The sequence below is a fragment of the Lentzea roselyniae genome (assembly GCF_039537795.1).
GTDB lineage: Bacteria > Actinomycetota > Actinomycetes > Mycobacteriales > Pseudonocardiaceae > Lentzea > Lentzea atacamensis.
On the sequence record NZ_BAABBE010000023.1, the window covers coordinates 33,108 to 55,253 of the forward strand.

Consider the following 22,146-nt stretch of genomic DNA (forward strand, 5'->3'; position numbering starts at 1 on the left):
CCAGAGCAGAAGCCCTGCTGCAGCGCGCGCTGGTGTGCCTCATCGCCTGAACCGCCGAAACCGCGCGGCGTTCGAACGCGCAGGATTGTTGGTCCACCTTCTGTCCCGCACCTGCGTATCGCGTCGCGTGCCGGAAACGCTGAGGGCGCTTGCGGCCAAGAAGGGGTGTCCGTGGCGGCCGGCTCCCTTGCCTCGCCACTTCACCGCTGGAGGAACGATGAGGGTGAGGCAGCGAGATGCCTGCCGTGGAGCCGTCGCGGTCGCGTTGACCGCAGGGCTCATCGCCACGGCGACACCTGTCGCCGTCGCCGAGGAACCTTCGACGGGTTCTGGAGAACGCGACCACAGCGTCACACTGGTCACCGGTGACCGGCTGAGGGTCGACGGTGACCGGGTCGTCGGGTACGTGCCGGGGCCAGGCCGGTCGAATGTGCCGTTGCACAAATACGAGGAGAACGGTCACCAGTTCGCGATCCCCGATGATGCGGAACCGTTGGTGTTGAGCGGGAAGCTCGATCGGCGGTTGTTCGACGTGACGTCGTTGGTGGATTTCGGTTACGACGACTCCAAGCGCGACACCGTGCCCGTGATCGTGCGTTCGGCGGCGGGCGTGCGATCGGGCGGTGTGCCGGCCATGTCCGTGCGGCAGGGCATCGAGGCGCTGGGTGCGGTCAGCGGTGATGTGCCGAAGTCGGGCAGCGCCTGGGATGCCTTGCGCCAGGGTGTCGTCGAGAAGGTGTGGCTGGATGGCAGGCGCCAGGTGTCGGTGGACCGCAGCACCAGGCAGATCGGCGCGGACAAGGCGTGGGAGGCCGGTTTCACCGGAAAGGGAGTGAAGGTCGCGGTGCTCGACACGGGGGTGGACGAGAAGCACCCCGACCTCGTCGGCAAGCAGGTCGCGGAGAGGAACTTCTCCGGCGTGCCGGACGTCACCGACGTGGATGGTCATGGCACGCACGTCGCGTCGACGATCGCGAGCAAGGGGGAGAAGTACCGCGGTGTCGCGCCGGACGCGCAGATCCTCGACGGCAAGGTGCTCGACGACAGCGGGGGCGGCGCCGAGTCCTGGATCCTCGCCGGAATGCAGTGGGCGGTGGACCAGGGCGCGCACGTGATCAACATGAGCCTGGGCGGCATGGACACCCCGCAGGTCGACCCGATCGAGGAGGCGTTGGATCGGCTTTCGCGCGCGAGCGGTGCGCTGTTCGTCGTGGCGGCGGGCAACAGCGGACCGGGTGCGGGCACGATCGGTTCGCCCGGCAGCGCCGAGCAGGCGCTGACCGTCGGTGCGGTGAACCGCGATGACACCATCGCCTCGTTCTCCAGCCGAGGCCCGTCCGCGGACGGTGGGGTGAAGCCGGACGTCACCGCGCCCGGTGTCGGCATCGTCGCCGCGAAAGCCGGGACGTCCGACCACGTCGCGATGTCCGGGACGTCGATGGCGACCCCGCACGTGGCAGGTGTTGCGGCGTTGCTCAAGCAGCAGCACCCGGACTGGCCTGGGCAGCGGATCAAGGCGCAGATGGCGGCGTCGGCGAAGGCGAATCCGGACCTCGGGCTGTTCGACCAGGGCAACGGCCGGGTCGACGTGCCGAAGTCCTTGACGCAGCAGGTGATCGTCGAGCCGAGCAACCTGAACCTCGGTCTGCGGCAATGGCCGCACGACGACGACCAGAAGGTGGTCCGCCAACTCACCTACCGCAACTCGGGCGCGGCACCGGTGACATTCGACCTGAACGTGGACGTCAACGGACCCGGCGGCAAAGCACCCGAGGGCATGTTCACGCTGTCCGGCAACAAGGTCACCGTCCCGGCGGGCGGCGCGGTCGAGGTGACGCTCACCGCGGACACCGCGGTCCACGCGCCCGACGGCACCTACAGCGGCTCGGTGGGCACGTCCACCGGAACCCGCACGTTGGTCGCCATCAACCGCGAGGTCGAGAGCTACGACGCCCCGTTCACCGTGCTGGACGCAGGCGGCCAGCCGACCACCGGCTACAAGACCACCTTCATCAACACCGGTACAGGCCGCAGGTACGACGCGATCGGGCAGCTCGGCATGCGGCAGCTGCGGCTGCCCAAAGGCGACTACCTGGTGCGGACTCTGATCGACATGGGTGACGAGAGGTTCGCCTACGTCGTGCGCCCGAGCTTCCAGCCCGCGGATGGGACCGCGCTCACGTTCGACGCCAGAACCGCGAAACCGGTCGTGCTGAGGACTCCGGATCCGAACGCCAAGAGCGGGACCGGCTCGATCTCGTTCGTCCGCAACCTGCCGGGCGGCAGGTACTACGACGGCTGGTTCTTCCCCTCCCTGGCCGGCCACCTGTGGACCGCTCAGCTCGGACCCGGCTCGCCGGACTTCTCCACCACGATCGCGGAGCAGTTCGCCGGTACACCCCGCGATGCGAACACGCCGGTGACCTACCGTCTCATGTGGACGGAACGGGGGCGGGTGCCGACCGGGTACGAGCGGACCGCCGAGCCGGCCGAACTGGCCGAGATGACCGTCGGCTTCCGCGATGAAGGGCCCGGCAATCTCTACATCGTCGGGGCGGAGCCGGTCGCGGACAACGGCGCGGGCGGTGAGGTTCTCAACACCCGGGTTCCGGCAGGTGGGCGCGCGGTCGAGCTGGTGACCGCGTCGGGTGTCCAGTGGTCCTGGAACTACGAACGCACGCACGAGCAACGTGGTTTCCAGTACCTGTCCGGCACGCCGTTCCGCACCGTGCAGGCGGGGCAGAAGTACGAGCTGACGCTGGGCACACCCGTGCTGGGACCGTCCGTGCCGAGGGTCGAGTACCGCACATTCGCCCGTCTCGAGGACGACATGACGATCGGGGCGCCGCTCTTCACCGACAGCAACGGCGGGCGCTCCCACAGCGCGACCACGGCTGCGCGGATCACGTTGTCCAGGGACGGCACGAAGATCGGTGAGACGACCGGGCGCAGCCGCTCGCTCTTCACCGTCCCGCCGGGTGAAGGCGCCTACCGGGCCGAGATGGAGCAGACCCGCGACGCCGAGCTGTCGTCGAAGGTCAGTGCGGTGTGGACGTTCAAGTCGCGGCGCACCACGAAGCTCACCGCGTTGGCGCAAACCGTTGTGAGGTTCCTGCCCGAACTGGACGGCAACGGCACCGCGCACGGCCGGACGTTGCTGGTGCCGCTGAAGATCGAACAGCAGGCGGGCACGCCGAAGCTGCGGCAGCTCGCGGTCGAGGTGTCGTTCGACGACGGCAGGACGTGGCGGCAGGCGCCGGTGGTCGGCGGCAAAGCGCTGGTGCGGCACGAAAAGGGCGCACAGTTCGCAACGCTGCGGGCGAGGACGACCGACGCGGCCGGCAACACCGGTGACGTGACGATCACGCGCGCGTACCGGATCGCCGGCTGACCGGGAAGACCCATGGCCTTCGGGCGGTGCGGCCGCAGGGACTGCTGACCCTGCGGCCGCGTTCGGAGGTCAGGCGGGCGGGGCGCTGATCGGTTGGGGGCACTGACCGCCACGGGTCGTCAGCAACTCGAAGTGCCACATCTCGTGGGCGTACGCCTGGCACAACTCGTAGTCCGCTCCGTGCCGGATGAGCCAGTCGGCGGCATTGGTCGGACCGATGTCGATCGCGGTCCCCGTCACGTGCTTCGACTTCTCCGGCGTCTGCACCCAGCGCCGGGCTTCCTTCTCACTGCGGTACCGGGCGACGGTGTCGTCCAGGAGGCGCTGCTGGTACTGCGCGCTGCGCCACCCCGACGTCACCTTCAGCTCCACCTTCTGCGCTTGGGCGTCCACCGCGGCCTCCCGTACCGCCGCCAGCAGCGCCGGGTCGAGGTTCGCGATGGCGGCGTGCTCGTTGTCGTTCAACGAGATGCTCTCGTTGTCCGGGATGCTGCCGTCTCCGGGAACGCGCGCCGACGAGCTGACAGACGGTGCCACGCTCGGTACGGGCTCCGGCGCGCAAGCCACCGCCACGAGGACGAGCCCAGCGACGACGAGCGACCGAAGCCCTTTGCCGTCGAGATTTCGATGCATCGCTGTCACGGTTCGACAATGCAGGGGCAACGTCGTCGGATCGTGCGCGAAATGTGCGCGTTGTGCCACGAGATGTCGACAGAAGCGGTTACAGGAGGGTCCTTTCGCCGCACCATCGGCATCACGATCGGCAGGATCAGGGTTCCGGCATGGAGATGCCGGCCGAAGTCCTGCGCTCACAGGCCGCAGGCATCGGGGTGCACCACGACTGATCGGTCTCGCGCCGCGCGGCGTCTCCTACAGCGGCGCCGTCCACTGCGCGGACGACTGGACCCAACCGGATCCGTCCTTGCCGGAGAAGGAGAAGGCGCACCGAACTCGGGGGCGGCACGGACCGTGCGCGGGAACTGGTGGCTGTCCTTCGTGCTGAACTGGCTGCCGCGCCATGGCGGTGAGGCGGTCCGGTGGGTAGGTGGCGGGGTCGTTGAGCAGGAGCTTGCCGCTTTCTTCCAACGTGCCCAGCAGCAGGTGGGCGAGGAGATCGACGTCGAGATCCTCGGTGCCGGGGCGTCCGGTGAGGAAGTAGCGGGTGATCTCGGCGAAGCGGGCGCGGATGGCGGCTTCGGCGCGCTTTTTGCAGGCGCGGACAGGCTCGGGGAGGCATCGACCGGCATGAGGATCGAACGCCAGCGGCCGGGGTTCGTCGTGACGGCGGTGCGGGTGACGCCGGCCGCTTTGGCGACGGCGTCCACGGAGACGCCGGTGATGCCGGCGGGTCGCTGGAAGTCCTGGTACAGCCGAAGCCGGATGAGCTGTTGCCGGTCGCCAGGTCGCTCAGTGCGACCGAGGTGTGTCGGTCGACCAGCCCGGCCTGGTAGGCGTGCAACACCGGGTGCTCACGGACGACCTGCGGCGAGCACCTGTTGTGGCAGGACAACCGCCGTGGTGTTCTCGTGCACCGCGTGGACGAGGTCGAGCACCCGCCGCATGTCCTTCGCCGCGATCTCCCGCATCGGACATTCCCTTCCCATCGCAGGGAAGGTGTGGCGGACGAGCGCCGGGATGCAGGCCGCTACCCGTCCTGCGGCGCCAGGGCCGCGGCAAAGCGCGTCGCGACCGCCGCGACCGCGGCCCGCAGCTCGTCCCCACCCTCGACCCGGAAGGCGAACGGCACGGTCGCCAGCCACTCCTGCGCGTACATCGCCGGATTGCTGGTGCTGCCGACCAGAGCGCACCCGTCCTCCGACGGTTGAAGCCGTCCCATGGGAGGCCGGATCCACGGTGCCACCTCGGCCAGCGGGGCGTCGAACACGACGCGGGTGGGGAACTCCCAGCCCGTGCCCAGGTTCTCCTCCAGCGCCGCGACCGGGTCGAGGTCGGCGGGCGGATCGAACTCGTGCGCGGTCTGCCTGACCGTGCGAACCCGGTCGACCCGATAGGTGCGGATCGCGGCCGCGCGATGGGAGTGACACAACAAGTACCAGCGCCCGTGGCGGACCACGACGGCCCACGGGTCCACCTCTGTCTTCCACGTGTTGCCGGTCTCGCTCCGGTACGCGATCAGCACCCGATGCCTGGCTGCGACGGCGGCGACGAGTGCGCTGGTGATGGCGGGATCCGGGCGGGCCGAATGCCAGTCGAGCGTGGCTGTGGCGTGCTCGCGCAGGGTGGCGGCCTGCCGGCCGACGTTCTCGGGCAGCGCCTGGATGACCTTGTCGAGGGCCGTGCCGACCGGGTCGTCGGCTTCGGTGGCGGCCGGCTGGCCGTCGAGCACCGCCATGACCAGTCCCAGCGCCTCGGCCTGGGTGAACACGATCGGCGGCAGCCGCGTTCCGCGCCGCAGCCGGTACCCGCCGTGCGGCCCTCGGCTCGACTCGACCTGGATGCCTGCCTCTCGGAGGATCCCGATGTAGCGGCGGGCGGCACGCTCCGTGACCCCCAGTCTCTCGGCGAGCTGTTCTGCCGTCGTGCCGGGGCGCGCCTGGAGCAACTCCAGGGCGCGTAGTGCCCGTGCGGTGGGACTGAGATCGCTCGGCACTCGGGCAGGCTAGGCGATCGCCCGATGAACCGGAAGCAGATCGTCCGGAATTGCCTCTAGCGTGACGTCTCACTGCACCGCCGCACCCCTGACCACGCAGAATGAGGAGAATTGATCATGGACGTCCTGCTCATCGCCGGCCTCTGGCTCGACGGATCCGCCTGGGCCGGCGTCGCGTCCACACTCAGGTCACGCGGCCACCGCCCCGTGCCGCTGACGCTGCCAGGCCAGGGTGACGGATCCTCCTCCGCCACACTCGACGACCAGCTGGCGGCCGTGCTCACCGCTGTGGACGAGGCCTCTGACAAGGCCATGGTGGTCGGGCACTCGGCCGCCTGCACCCTGGCCTGGCTGGCTGCCGACGCGCGTCCGGACAAGATCTCCAAGGTGGTCCTGGTCGGCGGCTTCCCGGCGGCCGACGGGAAGCCTTACGCCGACTTCTTCGAGCTGCGGGGCGGTGTCATGCCCTTCCCCGGATGGGGCCCGTTCGAAGGTCCGGACTCGGTCGACCTCGACGAGGAGGCAAGGCGCGCCTTCGCCGCCGCCGCCATCCCCGTTCCCGAGGGCGTGGCCACCGGCATCGTGCGGCTGACCGACGAGCGACGCTTCGAGGTCCCGGTCGTGGTCATCTGCCCCGGGTTCACCCCCGCCCAGGCCAAGGAGTGGATCAACGCGGGCGACGTGCCTGAACTCGCCAAGGTCAAGAACCTCGACTTCGTCGACATCGACTCCGGCCACTGGCCCATGCACACGAAGCCGGCCGAACTCGCCCGGTTGCTCGCGGAGCTCTCATGACCAAGTACGTGATCGGTCCGGACGTGGCCATTCGCCTGGCTCACGAGCAGGTCGTGATCGGCGCCGGACACCAGATCCTGGCCCCGGCGCTTCTTCGCTCACAGACGTTGTCGCTTCTCTACCAAGCATTGCGCCGCGGCGAGATGACGAAGAAGGATGCCGAGGAACGGCTCACCTGCATACGCGGGCTGCGGATTCGGCTGCTCGGCGACCGTGTCCTTCAGAGCGTGGCTTGGAAGGTCGCCGACCAACTCGGGTGGCCCGACACCTCTGACGCCGAGTACGTCGCTCTGACCCAGCTCCAGGCAGATGCGTTGATCACGCTCGATGGGCAACTCGCCGATGCCGTGAAGAAGCTGGTGACGCGCACTGCACCGCACTGCACTGCGATGTGGGCGTTCCCCGTGCGGGTGACTGTGACCCGTTGAGATTAACGGGACAGATTGACACCCGTTGGGGTGGCCAGAGGGAAGGTGGGCATGCGCCGCTACGTGCAGTGCTGATATTCCCAGTCTTCTGGATGAGTAAACGCCACTTTCTGGTTCGTTTGTGCTTTTCGTGTCGCAGCTGAGCGTCTCGCGAGGATAGTGTCTCGCGCCGAGGCCGGGTCCGGCCCTCGTTTCTTCTCCTTCCGAGTGTCGGCCCGGTCGTTCTTCGTGATTGCGCGTGTGCGACGACGTCCACGTTTCACGCTTATCCACGATGAAAGAGGAGCTCCACCCATGCATGTCTGGGCTTGACGTGGCTGAAGTCCGCGTTGATCACGGGCGGAATGCTGGTGCTCGGCACCGGCATCGCTTCCGCCGAGGAACAGGTCAATCCGGACCTGCCACCGTCGCCTCTGGACGGTGGTGCCAGCGTGCCGATCCGCGTCGGCAACATCGGTGTCGGTACCCCGATCGAGCAGGTGCACGTCCCGGTGATCATTGACACCGTGGTCACCACCGACGACGTCCTCCGCGACGTGAGCGGTGAGACCGCGCCGCTGCTGCGCGGCAACGTGGTGGCGCCGAACGTCTCGGTGCCGGTCGACGTCTCGGGCTGGGCCGTGGGCGCGGCCGGTGACTCGCACGTGGTGAACGAGTCGCACCAGGTGCACCAGCAGGGTGGCCCCATCACGACCAGCGGCAGCGGCGAGCCCGTCGCGGGCAACGTCGTCGCGGCGCCGGTCACGGCGCCGGTGATGGTCACCGGTCTCGCGCTCGGCACGCTGTCCGACGCCACGGTGGAGAACCACGCCACGCAGGAGAGCGTCACGGGTGGCGCGATCACGACGTCAGGTGACCACACCGCGGCCTCCGGCAACATCGTCGCCGTTCAGGGCGGGGTTCCCGTCGCGGTCAACAACACCGGCGCCGGCTGGGGCGGTACCGGCACGGCGCACGGTGAGACCGTCCAGCACGCGAGCTCGCCCGGCAAGTTGACCACCGACGGCACCGAGGGTGTCGTCTCCGGCACGGCCGCGGGTGCCCCGGTGGCCTTGCCCGTCCAGGTCGACGGCACGGCGGCCGGCTGGGGCGGGATCGGGAACTCGGTGTCGCACAACACGGTTCTTGCGGATGCGGGCACCGACAACGCCGGCCGGGCCACCGACTCGTACGCGACCACTGGCGGTGAGGGCTCGGTCGTCGGCGGCACTGTGTTCACCCCGCAGGTCGCCGGTCCGGTCGCGGTGAACTGCACCTCCGGCGCGTGGAGCGGCATCACCGACGCGAAGTGCGTCAACGACCTCCAGTCCGAGGCCGGTGGCGGCGCGACCACCGACGGCGACGGTTCCCTGGCGGGGGGCTGGGTCGGTGAGGCTCCGGTCTCCACGCCGGTAAACGTCCTCGGCACCGCCGCTGCCTGGGGCGGCGAGTCCTTCGCCACCTCCGCGAACCACGTCACCTCGGCCGCGGGCGGCGACGTCGTCACTGGCGGCGACGACTCGGCGGCGGCCGGCACGGTCTTGCACCCGCAGGTCGCCGGTCCGGTCGCGGTGAACTGCACCACCGGCCCGTGGGGCGGTATCACCGGATCCGAGTGCACCAACGACTACGACTCCGTCGCCGGTGGTGGCGACAAGACCGGCGGTGCCGACTCGCTCGTCGGCGGCACCGTGGCCGACGCCCCGGTCAGCCTGCCCGCCACCGGTTTCAACACCGCGGCCGCGTGGGGCGGCCTGTCCGACTCGGTCGGTGTGAACACCGTCAAGTCCGCGGCGGGCGGTGACGTCGTCACCAGCGGCGAGAACTCGGTCGTCGGTGGCACGCTCGCGCACCCGCAGACCGCGACGCCGGTTTCCGTGCACTGCAACACCGGTGCATGGGGTGGCATCACCTCCAGCACCTGCGTCGACGAGGTCACGTCCGACTCGGGCGGCGGCGACGTCAGCAACGGTGACGGCTCGGTCGGCGGTGGCACCATCGCCAACGTGCCGGTCGGCCTGCCGGTGCAGGTCGCGCACATCGCCGGCGACTGGGGCGGCATCTCCAGGGCGACCGGTGTGAACACCGTGGACGCCGAGGCCGGCGGCAACACCTACAACCACGGTGACAATTCCGTGGTCGCTGGCAACGTCATCGGTGGCCAGGCCGCGGGTGCGGCCGACGTGCTCGGCATCGCGGCCGCGTGGGGCGGTATCCCGACCGCGATCGGCAGCAACACCGAGAAGGTCGCTTCCGGTGGCGACATCGACACCTCCGGCAACGGCGCGGTCGGCAGCGGCAACATCGTGAACCCGGTGCCGGTGGCCGTGGCCGAGGTGTACGGCATCGCGGGCGCCTGGGGTGGCATCCCCACCTCCATCTACAAGGAGGACAAGTCCGTCACCGCTGGCGGTGACAACAACACCGTCGACGACGGCGGCCTGGTCTCCAGCAACATCGTGACCGCTCCGGTGGCCCCGGTGGCGCAGGTGTTCAACATCGCCGGCGCGTGGGGCGGCCACCCGACCAGCCACGTCGACTCGCACACCGACGTCGACGCCGGCGGCGACAACCTCGCGTCCGGTGCGGTGGGCGCCGTCAGTGGCAATGTCGCCGAGGTTCCCGGCGCGCTGCCGGTGCAGGTCAACGCCATCTCCGCCACGTGGGGCGGCAACGGCGAGGCCCTGGGCCACAACCTCACCGACGTCGACGCGGGCGGCCAGACCGACACCAACGGCGACAGCGGTGCCATCAGCGGCAACGTGGCCGAGGTTCCGGTTGGCGGTGCAGGTGCGGTGACCGGCTGGGCGGTCTCGTGGATCGGCAACGTCGAGACCAAGGCCGACAACGACGTCACCTCGCACGCGGGTGGTCCGGTCAACACCTCCGGCGTCAACGGTGCCATCGCCGGCGACGTGATCGCCGCGCAGGCGCAGCCGCTGGCCCAGGTGTTCGGCAACACGATCACGGCGATGGCCAGCGGCACCGCGGAGACCGAGAACGTCACCGACATCGCCGCGGGTGGCCCGATCACCACCGACGGTACGGGTGGCGCGGGTGTCCGGTGACATCGTCTCCGCCGAGGCGCAGGCCATGCCGCAGATCTTCGGCCTGGCCGTCTCCGCCATCGGTTCGGCGACCAACGGGGTCGTCAACGACCTGACGGCGAAGACCGGTGGCGACGAGACCGCAGTCGGCGACGGCAGCGCCCTCAACGGCGCGATCGTGGACGTCCCCGTTGCGGCTGACCCGGAGGTCTTCGGCTGGGGCGTCGGTGCCCTGTCGCACGTGGACAACACCACTCTCAGCGCGGTGGACAGCGACGTCAGCGGCACCCCGGCCGCCGCATCGCCGCTGCAGATCCCGGTGGGTCTGGTCCCGCAGGTCAAGGACCTGACGCTGCCGGTGATGGCGACCGTGTCGAACCACGTCGCCGATGTCACCGACGTGCAGGTGGGCACGGTTCCGGCCTCGGTGATCCCAATCGACCTCGGCGGCGACGGGCCTGCCACCGCGCGGAGCAACGACTCCGCGCCGCTGATGTCCGACCCCAGCGGCATGAGCTCCCTGTCCGGTGCTGTCCCCGCGGTCGCGGGCAAGACCGCCGACGCGACCGGCAAGGTCGGCGCCACCACCGGTGGTGTCCCCGGCGTGCTCGGAGACGCCGTCGACAAGTGATGCACGTGTCCACACCGGACTTGATCCTCTGTGGACGTTGACAGGAGCGTGAGGGGATAAGAGGTTCTCTTCTCACGCTCCTCCCGACCGGAAGGCCGCTCACCGATCACGGTGAGCGGCCTTCCGGCTGCATGGGGGATTCCGGTCACCCGACTGGGGTATGGCAGAGCGATCCGATTGCGAGCAACGGCGACCGGTGCCAGGTTGTCCGTTCATCACACTGGTGACGGTTCATCCGGTGGCGGCAGATCGCGATGGAAAGGACCGGCCGATATGGCTCATGTCCGGACGCGGACCGGCGGCCTCGCCCGGTTCGCTGCGCTCAACACCCGATGGCACAGGACCGCGCTGATCACCTTTCTGGTGATCGTGCTGGGGCATTGGGCGGAACATCTCGCCCAGGCCTTTCAGATCTACGCGCTGGGATGGCCGGTGCATGAGGCACGCGGACTGCTGGGGGTGGCTTTTCCGTGGCTGGTGCACTCCGAGGCGCTGCATTACGGCTATGCCCTCGTCATGCTGGTCGGACTGATCGTCCTGCGACCCGGATTCACCGGCAGCGGCCGCAGCTGGTGGACCATTTCGCTGGGGGTCCAGGTCTGGCACCACTTCGAGCATCTGCTCCTGCTGCTCCAGGTCGTCACCGGTGTCCACCTGTCCGGCAGGTCCACGCCCACGAGTATCGCCCAGCTCGTCGTGCCACGGGTGGAGCTCCACCTGTTCTACAACGCGATCGTCTTCCTCCCGATGATCGTCGGGATGATGCTGCACATGTTCCCGTCCCCCGTCGACCGCGCCGCGATGCGTTGCGGCTGCGCCCTGCCCGCGTGGCGCGGCAGCGTTTGAGGCGAAAGAGATTGCTGTCACCACTCCGGGTGAATGTCCCGCTGCGGACGCGCGACCTCCGGATGCCTGCTGTTAGCTGTAGGCGGCCAGCAGGAATGAACTTTAAAAAATAGTAGTACGAGGTTGCTTTTGATTCTTTGTGGCTGACCCGCGGGAAGTCTGCAAACGTTGTTCTGCACTGGTTTTCGCTCGCCTGGACGATCGGCATGATTGTGGCATCAATCGATTTGCCGTGCGGTCTGTCGTTTGTGGCGGGCGGCTGAGAGCAAATGGCGGTCCAGGTTGACGACGGAAATTGCAAGAGAGCGCCGAACTGCTGTCGTTCGTCCCAGGGCGGCGAGTCGCACTCGCCGGGCTCTGGTGGCGGCACTCGGTCAGGAACTCGAGCAGGTCGACTTCGGGAGGCGCCGGTTCCGGCTGCGGACCGGCTCGGCGCGCGAAACGCTGGAACGTGCGGGTCGGTCATTTCTCGAAGGGTTCAACGCGGCCGTGGCCTGGCCGGCCGACGACCGACTGGCCAGTGAGATCGAGCGCATCGACGTTCCACTGCGCGGCTTCGCCTACGAGGGCGCCGGCATGGCCTGCGCGGTCTTGGACATCCTGACGCTGTCCGGCGGGAGGAACACGCGAGCCCTGCTGCGCGGACCGGCGAGCGACTATCCGCACCTGGTGCACGTGGGGGTGGGCTGGGCGTTCGCCAGGCTGCGACTGCGCCCCGGCTGGGGGCGCGCGGTCGTGAAGGATCCGTTGCTGCGCTGGCTCGCCTGGGACGGCTACGGATTTCACCAGGGCTTCTTCCACACCGATCGGGTCATCGGCGGCAAGGTCGTCGAGCGCGGGCTGACCGAGGACCAGCGAGCCGTCCGCGACCAGGGGGTCGGCAGGTCGCTGTGGTTCCAGGAGTGCGCGGATCCCGAAGCGGTCGCCCTGCGCATCAACGACTTCCCCCGGAACCGCCGGCCTGACCTGTGGAGTGGCGTCGGCCTCGCCGCGACCTACGCGGGTGGCGTGCGAGCTGACGAACTGGAGTCGCTGGCTCTGCTCGCCGGTGAGTATCGGGCCGATCTCGCGCAGGGATGTTCCTTCGCCTGCGAGGCACGCCGGATCTCCGGCGTCGTGCCCGAACACACCCGGCTGGCCGCGCCGATCTTGGCCGGTGTGACCGCCGACGTCGCCGGATCGTGGGCGAACCGTTCGCAGCACGCCCTCGGTCCTGCGAACGGTACGTCCGCGCAGTACCAGCAGTGGCGCGCCGGGATCCGGAATCTGTGGGCCGACAACATGGAAGGGCGGCCGTCGTGAAGGTGCTTTCCGCTCCGGGGTTCCGCCGGTTCGTGCCGAAGATCGCCGCAGCGCTGTGCTGCGTGCTGGCGTGGGTCCTGGCCCAGCCGCCGTCGGTCGCCGCCGAGGACCGCGCCCGTCTTGCCGCCCGCTTCGGGTTCGACCACCACGCGATCAGTCCCGCCGACCGCGACGGCGACCGCCGGATCCGGACGGTGGCACCCGCCTACGAACAGATCCGCAACTGGGTGTCCTCCGTCGGCGCAGGGGCCGGTCTGTTCGCTGTGGACGGTGGTGTCGTCTCGCACGACATCTGCCTCGTCGATCCACGCACCGACACGGTTACCGTCGAACCGGCACCCACCACCGGTGAGAGGTACGCGGCCTTCACCCTCGCACCGACCACGCTGCCGTACGCCGACTACGTCGCCCCGATGGGATGTCTTCCCGCCGACCTCAACGAGGACGGCTGGCAAGACGTGGTCGTCTACTACTGGGGCCGGTCGCCGGTGTTGTTCCTGCGAACGCCGGGCAGTGCGCCCGCGGCGGCCGGGTTCTCCGAACGCGAGCTCGTCAGTCCGCCGCAGGTGTGGAACACCAACGCCGCCACGATCGCCGACCTGGACGGGGACGGCCACCTCGACCTGTTCTTCGGCAACTACTTCCCCGACGGGGCGCGGGTGCTCGACCCCACGGCGCAGCAGCCGGAGCTGGTCATGACCGACTCGCTGTCCGACGGGTACAACGGCGGTACCCACCGCTACTTCCGCTTCGCAGGCACGACGGGTGGGAACGCACCCGACGTGCGTTACGCGGAGGCGGTCAACCCGGTCGAGGGGGACTCGCGGAACACCGGGTGGACGCTCGCGGCAGCAGCCCAGGACATCGACCAGGACGGCCTGCCCGAGCTCTACGTCGCCAACGACTTCAGCCCGGACCAGTTGCTGGTCAACGTCTCCGTACCGGGCCAGATCCGGTTCCGGGAGTCGCACGGCGAACAACACGCGCTGACACCGAAGTCCAAAGTGGTCGGCAAGGACTCCTTCAAGGGCATGGGTGCGAGCTTCGCCGACCTCAACCACGACGGCATGCCGGACATCCTGGTCAGCAACATCACCGAGCCCTACGCGCTGCAAGAAAGCAACTTCGCTTTCATCAGCACGGGCGACCGGGATGCCTTGCGGCGCGGCGTCGCCCCCTTCGACGACCGCAGCGAGGAACTCGGACTGTCCCGTTCCGGCTGGAGCTGGGACGTCAAGGCGGCCGACTTCGACAACGACGGTGCGGCGGAAGTCATGCACGCCACCGGGTTCATCCGCGGCACCACGAACCGGTGGCCGCAGATGCAGGAGGCGGCCATGTCGAACGACCTCATCCTCGGCAATCCCGCGCTGTGGCCGCGGTTCACCGAGGAGGACGGTCTGTCGGGCCACGACCCGAACACGTTCTTCACCCGGAGTGGCGGTGGGCGGTTCATCGACGTCGCCGACCTCGTCGGTGTCGGCACCGACGCGGTCAGCCGCGCCTTCGCGGTCGGTGACGTGGACGGTGACGGCCGCCTGGACTTCGTCGTGGCCAACCAGTGGGCCCAGTCGACGCTGTACCGCAACACGTCGCAGTCGGCGGGCGAGTTCGTCGGACTGAGGTTGCGCCAGCCCGCGGGCGTCGGCACGTGCGCGGAAAGCAGCGAAGGCGTGAGCCGACCGGCGATCGGCGCCACCGCCGTCCTGACTGCTCCGGACGGCACGAAGCACTCCCAGCAGGTCTACCCGGCCAACGGGCACAACGGCGTCAACGCTCCCGACCTGGTCTTCGGTCTCGGAGACATGCGAGACGGCCCGCTGCCGGTTGAGGTGTCCTGGCGGGACGGTTGCGGTCAGCAGCACGCGGCGACGGTGAACGTGACTCCCGGCTGGCACCGGATTCTGCTGCACGCGGACGGCACGACCACGGTGGAGGGCAAGTGAAAACGCTGCTACGGAAGACGACGGACCAGAACGGCTCCGCGGGGCACCGCAAGCCGAAGGATCCACGCAGCGCCGCGTTGCGCCGGTTCGGGTTGTCCATCTCGGTGCTCACCGTCGTGGGTCACACGCTGCTCGGCTTCGAGCAGGCGTACCTGACTCCTGTCGTCGCGGTGCTGGTCGCCCTCGGGGTCGAGGTTCTGCTGGAGTCCATCGAGGCGGCCTCGCTCGGACGGCGGCCGCGTTACCTCGGTCCGGTGGGCTCGGTGGTCGACTTCCTGCTGCCCGCCTACATCGGCGGCCTGGCGTGCGCGATGTTGTTGTACGCCAACGACAGGCTGATGCCCATCGTGCTGGCCGTGGTGATCGCGGTGGCGAGCAAGTACCTGATCCGGGTGAAGATCAACGGCCGCCTGCGGCACGTGCTCAACCCCAGCAACACCGGCATCGTCGTGGTGCTGCTGGTGTTCCCCTGGGTGAGCATCGCCCCGCCCTACCAGTTCACGGAGTGGACCAGAGGCTTTGTCGACTGGTTGATCCCCGTCATCCTGCTCGCGGCCGGCACGATGCTCAACGCGAAGCTGACGAAGAAGATCCCACTGATCCTGGGATGGGTCGGTGGGTTCGTCCTGCAGGCCGTGCTCCGCTGTGCGTTCACCGACCTGTCGCTCGTCAGCGCGATCCTGCCGATCACCGGAACCGCGTTCATCCTGTTCACCAACTACATGATCACCGACCCGTCCACGTCGCCTTCCAAGCCGCGCAACCAGGTTCTGTTCGGACTGGCGACCGCGGCGGCGTACGGGGTGCTGATGCAGCTTCACGTGGTGTTCGGTCTGTTCTTCGCCTTGGTGGCGGTGTGCGCCTTGCGCGGCGTGGGCCTCGCCGTCCTCTCGTGGCGGCAGACCGTTGAGGTGCCCGCGCAGGCATCGCAGAAGTACGACGCGGTCGTGCGCGACCGCATCGAAGAAGTCGGCGTGCCGGTTCTCGGCGCGAACGGCCGGGTATGAACGGCGGCATAGACAACGGCGCCGTGTGGCGCGGCGACGACGCTGACCCGATCGCGATCGTGGGAATGGCCTGCCGTTACCCGGACGCGGACGATCCGCAGCAGCTGTGGCAGATGGTGCTGGACCAGCGCCAGGCGTTCCGGCGGATTCCGCGGGAACGCCTGGACCTCGCTGACTACTACGACGCCGACCGCACCGCCACCGACCGGATCTACAGCTCGATGGCGGCGTTGATCGAGGGCTGGGAGTTCGACCGCGCCGCGTTCCGGATTCCCGGGCCGTCATACCGCATGACCGACCCGGCGCATTGGCTCGCGCTGGAGACGGCCGGTCGTGCGCTGGCCGACGCGGGCTGGCCCGGTGCGGAAGGCCTCGCGCGCGACAAGGTCGCGGTCGTGTTCGGCAACAGCCTGACCGGCGAGGTGACCAGGGCGACGACGATGCGGCTGCGTTGGCCTTATGTGCGGCACGTGCTCACGGCCGCGCTCGCGGAGGCGGAGATCTCCGCCGAGCAGGCCGGGTTGCTGCTCGGCCGGGCCGAGACGCACTACCTCGCGCCGTTCCCCGCCGTCGGGGACGAGACCCTCGCGGGTGCGCTGTCCAACACGATCGCGGGCCGGATCTGCAACCACTTCGACCTCCACGGCGGCGGGTACACAGTGGACGGTGCCTGCTCCTCGGCGCTGCTCGCGGTCGTGACCGCTTGCAGGTCGTTGCGGGACGGCAGTGCCGACGTGGTTCTCGCCGGCGGCGTCGACCTCAGCATCGACCCGTTCGAGCTGGTCGGTTTCGCCAAGACCGGAGCGCTGACCGCGGGGCCGATGCGGGTGTACGACGAGCGATCGGATGGCTTCATCCCCGGCGAGGGTTGCGGCGTCGTGGTGTTGATGCGCGCCGCGGACGCACGTGCCGCGGGAGTGCGGGTCTACGCCGAGATCACCGGATGGGGTCTGTCGTCCGATGGCAACGGAGGGATCACCAGACCCGAGAAGCAGGGACAGCTGCTCGCGCTGCGCCGTGCCTATGACATGGCGGGCGTCGACCCCGCCGAGGTGCGTCTGATCGAAGGACACGGCACTGGGACCGCCGTGGGTGACGAAACCGAGCTGAGCGCCCTCGCCGAACTGCGCAGAGGAGCACGTGATCAGGCTGCCGTCGGTTCGATCAAGGCCAACATCGGCCACACCAAAGCCGCGTCCGGCGTCGCGGGCCTGATCAAGGCCACTCTCAGCATCGCGTCGGGCGTGCTGCCACCCACCACCGGTTGTGAACGGCCCCACCACGTCCTCACCAGCGCGGGGTCACCGTTTCGCGCGCTGACCGAGGCGCAACCGTGGCCGGCCGGACCGAGGCTGGCCGGGGTGAGCTCCTTCGGGTTCGGCGGCATCAACGCCCACGTCGCGCTGCGCGATCCCGTCGTGTCACCGCCTCGTACCGTCTCGACGCCGATCAGGTCGCGCCCCCGCCCGACGCCGCGCACCGACGTGTTCGTCCTCGCGGGCAGCGATGCCGCCGAACTACGCGCCACCCTCGAACGGGTCGCGGAGCTGGCTCCCCGGCTCTCCGAGGCGGAGTTGCACGACCTGGCCTGTCAGTGGGGCCGCGACGTCGCGCCCGGTGAGCATCGGGTCGCCCTGGTGGTGACCACGCCCGGGCAGCTGGCCGAACGGGCCGTGGCGGCGGCTCAGCGCGTCGGATCCGTACCACGAGGCAGGTTGACCGCCGAGGACGGAGTCTTCCTCGGCACGGCCGTCGCGGGCAGGGTCACGGTGTTGCTGCCCGGTCAGGGCGCACCGGTCAGAGCGGAGCTGGGCGCGCTCGGCCGGGACCTCGCGCTGACCGGTGGCGAGCTCAGGTTGGACGAGGAACTGGCGGGGACGCGGGGAACCGCCATCGCACAGCCGTCGATCTTCCGGGCGAGCGTGGCCGCACTGCGCTGGCTCGACCGGCTGGGTGTCCGGGCCGGTGCCGTCATCGGTCACAGCCTCGGTGAGGTCGCCGCACTGGTGTGGGCGGGCTGTTTGTCCATTGGAGACGCGGACCGGCTGGTGCGTGAGCGTGCCAGGGTGATGGAGGTCTTCGGTCCTCGGGATACTGGCATGGCGGCGGTCGTCGCCGATGTGCCGACGGCACACGGGCTGTGCGAAGGCACGGGATTGGTCGTGGCCTGCTACAACGGGCCACGCTCGCAGGTGCTCGCCGGTGCGCGAGCCGCCATCGACGAGGTCGCCGCACGCGCGGCGCGGCTGGGCGCGCAGACGGTGGTCCTGCCGGTCACCCACGGGTTCCACTCGCCCGCGATGGCGGGCGCCGCCGCCGAGTTCAAGCCGTTCCTGCAGTCGGTCGATTTCCGCGCCCCGGCCGCCAGGCTGGTCTCGACGGTGCTCGGACGCACGCTGAGCGCACAGGACGACATCGGCGAGTTGCTGGGACAGCAGTTCACCGCTCCGGTGCGGTTCTGGCAGGCGATGGACGAGGCGCTTCCGGACACCGACCTCTTCTGCGAGGCAGGCCCAGGGCGCACGCTGTCGGCTCTGGTCGCGGGAGGTTGCTCGGTACCCGTGGTCGGTGTCGACGCCGGTTCGCCGGACGACCGGCCGCTCGCCGACACGGTCGCGGCGCTCTTCGCCGCGGGTGCGTTGCACGACCTGACCCCCGTCTTCACCGACCGGCCCGCACGACCGATCGACATCTGGCGCGACCGCCGGTTCCTGGCCAATCCCTGCTCGTCGGTGTCCAGCGTCAGGCCGATCGAGGTCCTGCCCGCCACCGTGATCACCTCCGCCGAGGTTGCTGCCCCGGCAGAGGAGTCCAGGGACCCGCGGACGGTCGTGCTCGAACTGCTCGCCGAGGCGAGTGAGCTGGACGTGGCGTCGCTCGACCCGCGAGCTCGCCTGCTCGGTGATCTGCACATGACCTCGCTCGCGGTCACCCAGCTCGTCCTCGCCGCGGTCGACGCGGCCGGCCGTGAGCGCCCCGTCGCGCCGCTGGCCATGGCCGACGCGTCGATCGCCGAGCTGATCGAGACCATCGAGAGCCTGCCCGCAGCCGAGACGGGCGGGGAGAACGAGCCCGTCGCCGGGGTGGCGTCCTGGATCCGGTGCTTCGTCGAGGAGACCGGCCCAGCCGTCGAGCCGGACTCACCGGGCAAAACCCGTCGCTGGCGCACGCACGTGGCAGACGGACGGACGTCCGGGCTGGCCGACGAGATCCATGTGCTGTTCGGCGGATCGGATGCGGGCTCTGGAGACACCGCCGACCTGCTCTACCTGCCCGACCCGACGGCCCCTGAGGTGGTCGGCACTTTGCTCTCGGCGGTGAGCTCGGCGCTCGGCTCCGGCGAGCTGGTGGTGATCACCCACGGTTCGGGTCTGAGTGGATTCCTGCGCAGCCTGCGGATGGAACATCCAGGACTGGGCATCACGCTGCTGCGCGTACCGCCCAGTTCCGACGGAGTTCGTGCGGCCGCTCGCCACGCCGTCGTGGCGGCTGGAGAGTGGCGAGAAGTCGTGCTCGACGCCGAGGGGGTTGCCACCGAACCGAGGCATCGGCCCGTGTGGCACCTCGCCGAGGGCGAACTGCCGCTGGAAGAGCAGGACGTGCTCCTGGTCAGTGGCGGTGGCAAGGGCATCGGCTACGAGTGTGCGGCGGCGCTCGCCCGGAGGTGCGGTGCCGCGCTGGCACTGGTAGGCAGAGCCGATCCGCACACCGACGAGCTGCTGCGGTCCAACGTGGACCGCTTGAGGGCGGAGGGGCTGCGGGTCGCCTACGAGTCGGTGGACGTCGCCGACCCCGTGGCGGTGGAGGCGGGCGTGCGCCGCCTGGAACAGTGCCTCGGCCCGATCACGGCCCTGATGCACGCGAGCGGGGTCAACGAACCAGTGAGGTTCGACCCACTGGACCACGCCCGGTTCGCCACCCACCTGGCGCCCAAGACGATCGGGTTGCACAACCTCCTGGCCGCGCTCGACCGCGGGCGGCTCCGGCTGCTGGTGACGTTCGGCTCTGTGATCGGCCGCCACGGGCTGGTGGGCGAGTGCCACTACGCCTTCGCCAACGGGGCGCTGCGGGCGGAGGCGGAACGACTCGCGGTCGAACTCCCGGACTGCCGCGTGCTCAACCTGGACTGGTCGGTGTGGTCAGGTGCGGGGATGGGGGAGTCGCTGGGGGTGCTCGACACCCTGCTGCGCCTGGACGTGACCCCGATCCCGGTGGCGGAAGGTGTGGATCTCTTCCTCAAGCTGTTGTGCGCCAACGATCTGCCTGCCACGGTCGCGGTGCACGGCCGGCTCGGCGGACTGCTCGCCGAGGAGGAAGCCAGGTTCGGCGGGCGTTTCCTGGAAACGGTGTCCGCGCACTGGCCCGAAGTCGAGCTGGTGGCCGACTCCCGGTTGGATCTCGGCCGCGACACGTACCTGCGCGACCACCGCATCGACGGACTGGCCGTGTTGCCAGCCGTGGTGGGGATGGAGGCGATGGCACAGGTGGCCTCCGCGTTGGCAGGCCGGCCGCTGCGGGAGATTGCCGACGTGACGCTGGAGCACCCAGTGATCGTCCCCGAGGACGGTGCTCGCATGGTGCGGGTGTGCGCCTTGCGTCAGGACGACGCCGTCCTAGTGGTGTTGCGCAGCGACGAGACACGTTGTCAGGTGGACCACTTCCGCGCGAGGTTCCCTCTCACGCGGGTCAGCGGCGCGGTTCTGCCAGAAGAGGACCTGGCGGAAGGCGAGGTTCCCCTGAGCGGAGACGAACTGTACGGCCCGCTGTTCTTCCACACCGGCAGATTTCGTCTGGTGCAACGATTTTCGGCCCTGGCCGCACGGCACTGCCGGTTCCGGCTGCACGCACCGGAGCAAGGGCTCGACGACCTGACCCTGCTGGGTGATCCAACCGGCAACGACGCGACAGTGCACGCATTGCAGGCGTGTGTGCCGCACCGGCGGCTGCTGCCGGTCGGCTGTGAGCGTTTCGCGGTCGAACCCGGCGCGGATGCGGCGGTGGAGGTGCTCGCGTCGGAACGGCACGCCGGTGGAGGCGAGTACGTCTGGGACGTGGTGGCGTTGGACTGCGACGGCAGGCGTCGGGTCAGCTGGTCGGGACTGCGGCTGCGCGACACGGGTCCGTTGCCGGCGTCCGGGCCGTGGTCCGCCGCACTGCTCGCTGTCTACTTGGAACGGTCGGTGCTCGCGCTGGTTCCCGCTCCCCGGTTGACGGTGCGGGTCGGTGCGGGCGACAGGTTCGGTGAGAACCGGTCTTGCCACGCCGGTCCCGCGGATCTGTCCGGACGGGAATGCCGCAGTTACCAGAACGGGATGGTGTTGAGCGTCTCCGCCGCTGCCCGCGTCGCGTGCGACTGGGAGGCGGTCGGGCTGAGAACCGGCGACGAGTGGCTGCGGCTGGTCGGCTCACGGTTCGAACCGTTCATCGAGCAGCTCCGCACGATGCTGACCGAACCGGTCACGCACACCGCAGCCAGGGTCTGGACCGCTGTCGAGTGTCTTTCCAAGATCGGCTATCCGCCCGGTGCACCGCTCGTCCTCGGCGGCGTCTACGACGGGGGCTGGGTGGTGCTGCGCACCGGGGCCGTGACCGTCGTTTCCGCGGTGGTGCCGATCAGCGGCGTCGACTCACCGGTCGCCGTTGCCGTGCTGGTCGCCGCACCGGAAAGCGGTGAGCGTGGCTAGGACGTTCGACTACCGGCACGTGATCACTCTCGAGGAGACGAACCTCGTCGGGAACGTCTACTTCACGAACTACCTGCGCTGGCAGGGACATTGCCGTGAACGTTTCCTGATGGAACACGCACCTGGTGTGCTCCGCGCGCTGCGGGGAGCGTTGGCACTGGTCACGGTCTCCTGCCAGTGCGACTTCTTCGACGAGCTCTTCGCGTCGGACACGGTCGAGCTCCGCATGGCGTTGCAGGGCACCAGCGACAACAGGGTGACGATGACGTTCGACTACTACCGCACTTCGGGTCCGGTGGCGCAGCTGGTGGCCAGGGGCAGCCAGACCATCGCGTGCATGAGCAGGACCGAACAGGGGACCGTGCCGGTGAGCGTGCCCGCCGAACTGCGGGACGCGTTGTCGCACTACATCGAATGAGCCCTCGGGGCTCCGTCCGGGACCCGGTTGGAACGTGAGCAGAACCCAGAACGAAAGGTGC

General features: G+C 69.3%; 14 protein-coding genes. 11 read left to right on the top strand and 3 right to left on the bottom strand.

The window, feature by feature from the left end:
- The first annotated feature begins 223 nt into the window (after window positions 1-223).
- Window positions 224-3,391 (top strand): S8 family peptidase, encoded by a 3,168-nt coding sequence (locus tag ABFX45_RS32705; RefSeq protein WP_346134159.1) that lies wholly within the window; start codon window positions 224-226, stop codon window positions 3,389-3,391.
- Window positions 3,392-3,460: 69 nt separating this feature from the next.
- On the opposite strand, the gene ABFX45_RS32710 is transcribed toward ABFX45_RS32705, so the two are convergent.
- The 3 genes from ABFX45_RS32710 to ABFX45_RS32720 all read right to left on the bottom strand — a co-directional run bounded on the left by ABFX45_RS32710 (window position 3,461) and on the right by ABFX45_RS32720 (window position 6,002).
- Window positions 3,461-4,024 carry a M15 family metallopeptidase gene (locus ABFX45_RS32710; RefSeq protein WP_346134161.1) on the bottom strand — a complete coding sequence of 188 codons (564 nt, stop codon included), beginning with the start codon at window positions 4,022-4,024 and terminating at the stop codon, window positions 3,461-3,463.
- 836 nt (window positions 4,025-4,860) lie between these two features.
- Window positions 4,861-4,995: a hypothetical protein gene (locus ABFX45_RS32715; RefSeq protein ID WP_346134163.1), complete on the bottom strand. Its 135-nt coding sequence runs from the start codon at window positions 4,993-4,995 to the stop codon at window positions 4,861-4,863.
- A gap of 41 nt (window positions 4,996-5,036) precedes the next feature.
- Window positions 5,037-6,002 (bottom strand): helix-turn-helix transcriptional regulator, encoded by a 966-nt coding sequence (locus tag ABFX45_RS32720; protein ID WP_346134165.1) that lies wholly within the window; start codon window positions 6,000-6,002, stop codon window positions 5,037-5,039.
- 117 nt (window positions 6,003-6,119) lie between these two features.
- Between ABFX45_RS32720 and ABFX45_RS32725 the strand changes: the two genes are divergently transcribed.
- The 10 genes from ABFX45_RS32725 to ABFX45_RS32770 all read left to right on the top strand — a co-directional run bounded on the left by ABFX45_RS32725 (window position 6,120) and on the right by ABFX45_RS32770 (window position 22,085).
- The gene (locus ABFX45_RS32725) at window positions 6,120-6,797 is read left to right on the top strand and encodes an alpha/beta fold hydrolase (RefSeq protein ID WP_346134167.1); all 678 of its coding nucleotides are present in this window, start codon (window positions 6,120-6,122) and stop codon (window positions 6,795-6,797) included.
- A complete protein-coding gene (locus tag ABFX45_RS32730; RefSeq protein ID WP_346134169.1) occupies window positions 6,794-7,225 on the top strand; it encodes a type II toxin-antitoxin system VapC family toxin in 432 nt (143 codons plus the stop codon). Before ABFX45_RS32725 ends, ABFX45_RS32730 begins: the two co-directional genes overlap by 4 nt.
- A gap of 308 nt (window positions 7,226-7,533) precedes the next feature.
- Complete coding sequence (locus ABFX45_RS32735) at window positions 7,534-10,272, top strand: beta strand repeat-containing protein (RefSeq protein WP_346134171.1); 2,739 nt, start codon at window positions 7,534-7,536, stop codon at window positions 10,270-10,272.
- Window positions 10,262-10,882: a hypothetical protein gene (locus tag ABFX45_RS32740; RefSeq protein WP_346134173.1), complete on the top strand. Its 621-nt coding sequence runs from the start codon at window positions 10,262-10,264 to the stop codon at window positions 10,880-10,882. Before ABFX45_RS32735 ends, ABFX45_RS32740 begins: the two co-directional genes overlap by 11 nt.
- A gap of 273 nt (window positions 10,883-11,155) precedes the next feature.
- Window positions 11,156-11,728 (top strand): hypothetical protein, encoded by a 573-nt coding sequence (locus tag ABFX45_RS32745; RefSeq protein WP_346134175.1) that lies wholly within the window; start codon window positions 11,156-11,158, stop codon window positions 11,726-11,728.
- Between the two features lie 360 nt (window positions 11,729-12,088).
- A complete protein-coding gene (locus ABFX45_RS32750) occupies window positions 12,089-13,030 on the top strand; it encodes a DUF1702 family protein (RefSeq protein ID WP_346134177.1) in 942 nt (313 codons plus the stop codon).
- Window positions 13,027-14,976, top strand: coding sequence for a CRTAC1 family protein (locus tag ABFX45_RS32755; protein WP_346134179.1), 1,950 nt, complete (start codon window positions 13,027-13,029; stop codon window positions 14,974-14,976). The genes ABFX45_RS32750 and ABFX45_RS32755 overlap by 4 nt, the downstream gene beginning before the upstream one ends.
- The gene (locus ABFX45_RS32760; RefSeq protein ID WP_346134181.1) at window positions 14,973-15,983 is read left to right on the top strand and encodes an enediyne biosynthesis protein UnbU; all 1,011 of its coding nucleotides are present in this window, start codon (window positions 14,973-14,975) and stop codon (window positions 15,981-15,983) included. Before ABFX45_RS32755 ends, ABFX45_RS32760 begins: the two co-directional genes overlap by 4 nt.
- Window positions 15,980-21,667: a type I polyketide synthase gene (locus ABFX45_RS32765; RefSeq protein WP_346134182.1), complete on the top strand. Its 5,688-nt coding sequence runs from the start codon at window positions 15,980-15,982 to the stop codon at window positions 21,665-21,667. Before ABFX45_RS32760 ends, ABFX45_RS32765 begins: the two co-directional genes overlap by 4 nt.
- Entirely contained in the window at window positions 21,660-22,085 is a 426-nt protein-coding gene (locus ABFX45_RS32770) for an acyl-CoA thioesterase (RefSeq protein WP_109634974.1), read from the top strand. The genes ABFX45_RS32765 and ABFX45_RS32770 overlap by 8 nt, the downstream gene beginning before the upstream one ends.
- Window positions 22,086-22,146 lie beyond the last annotated feature (61 nt).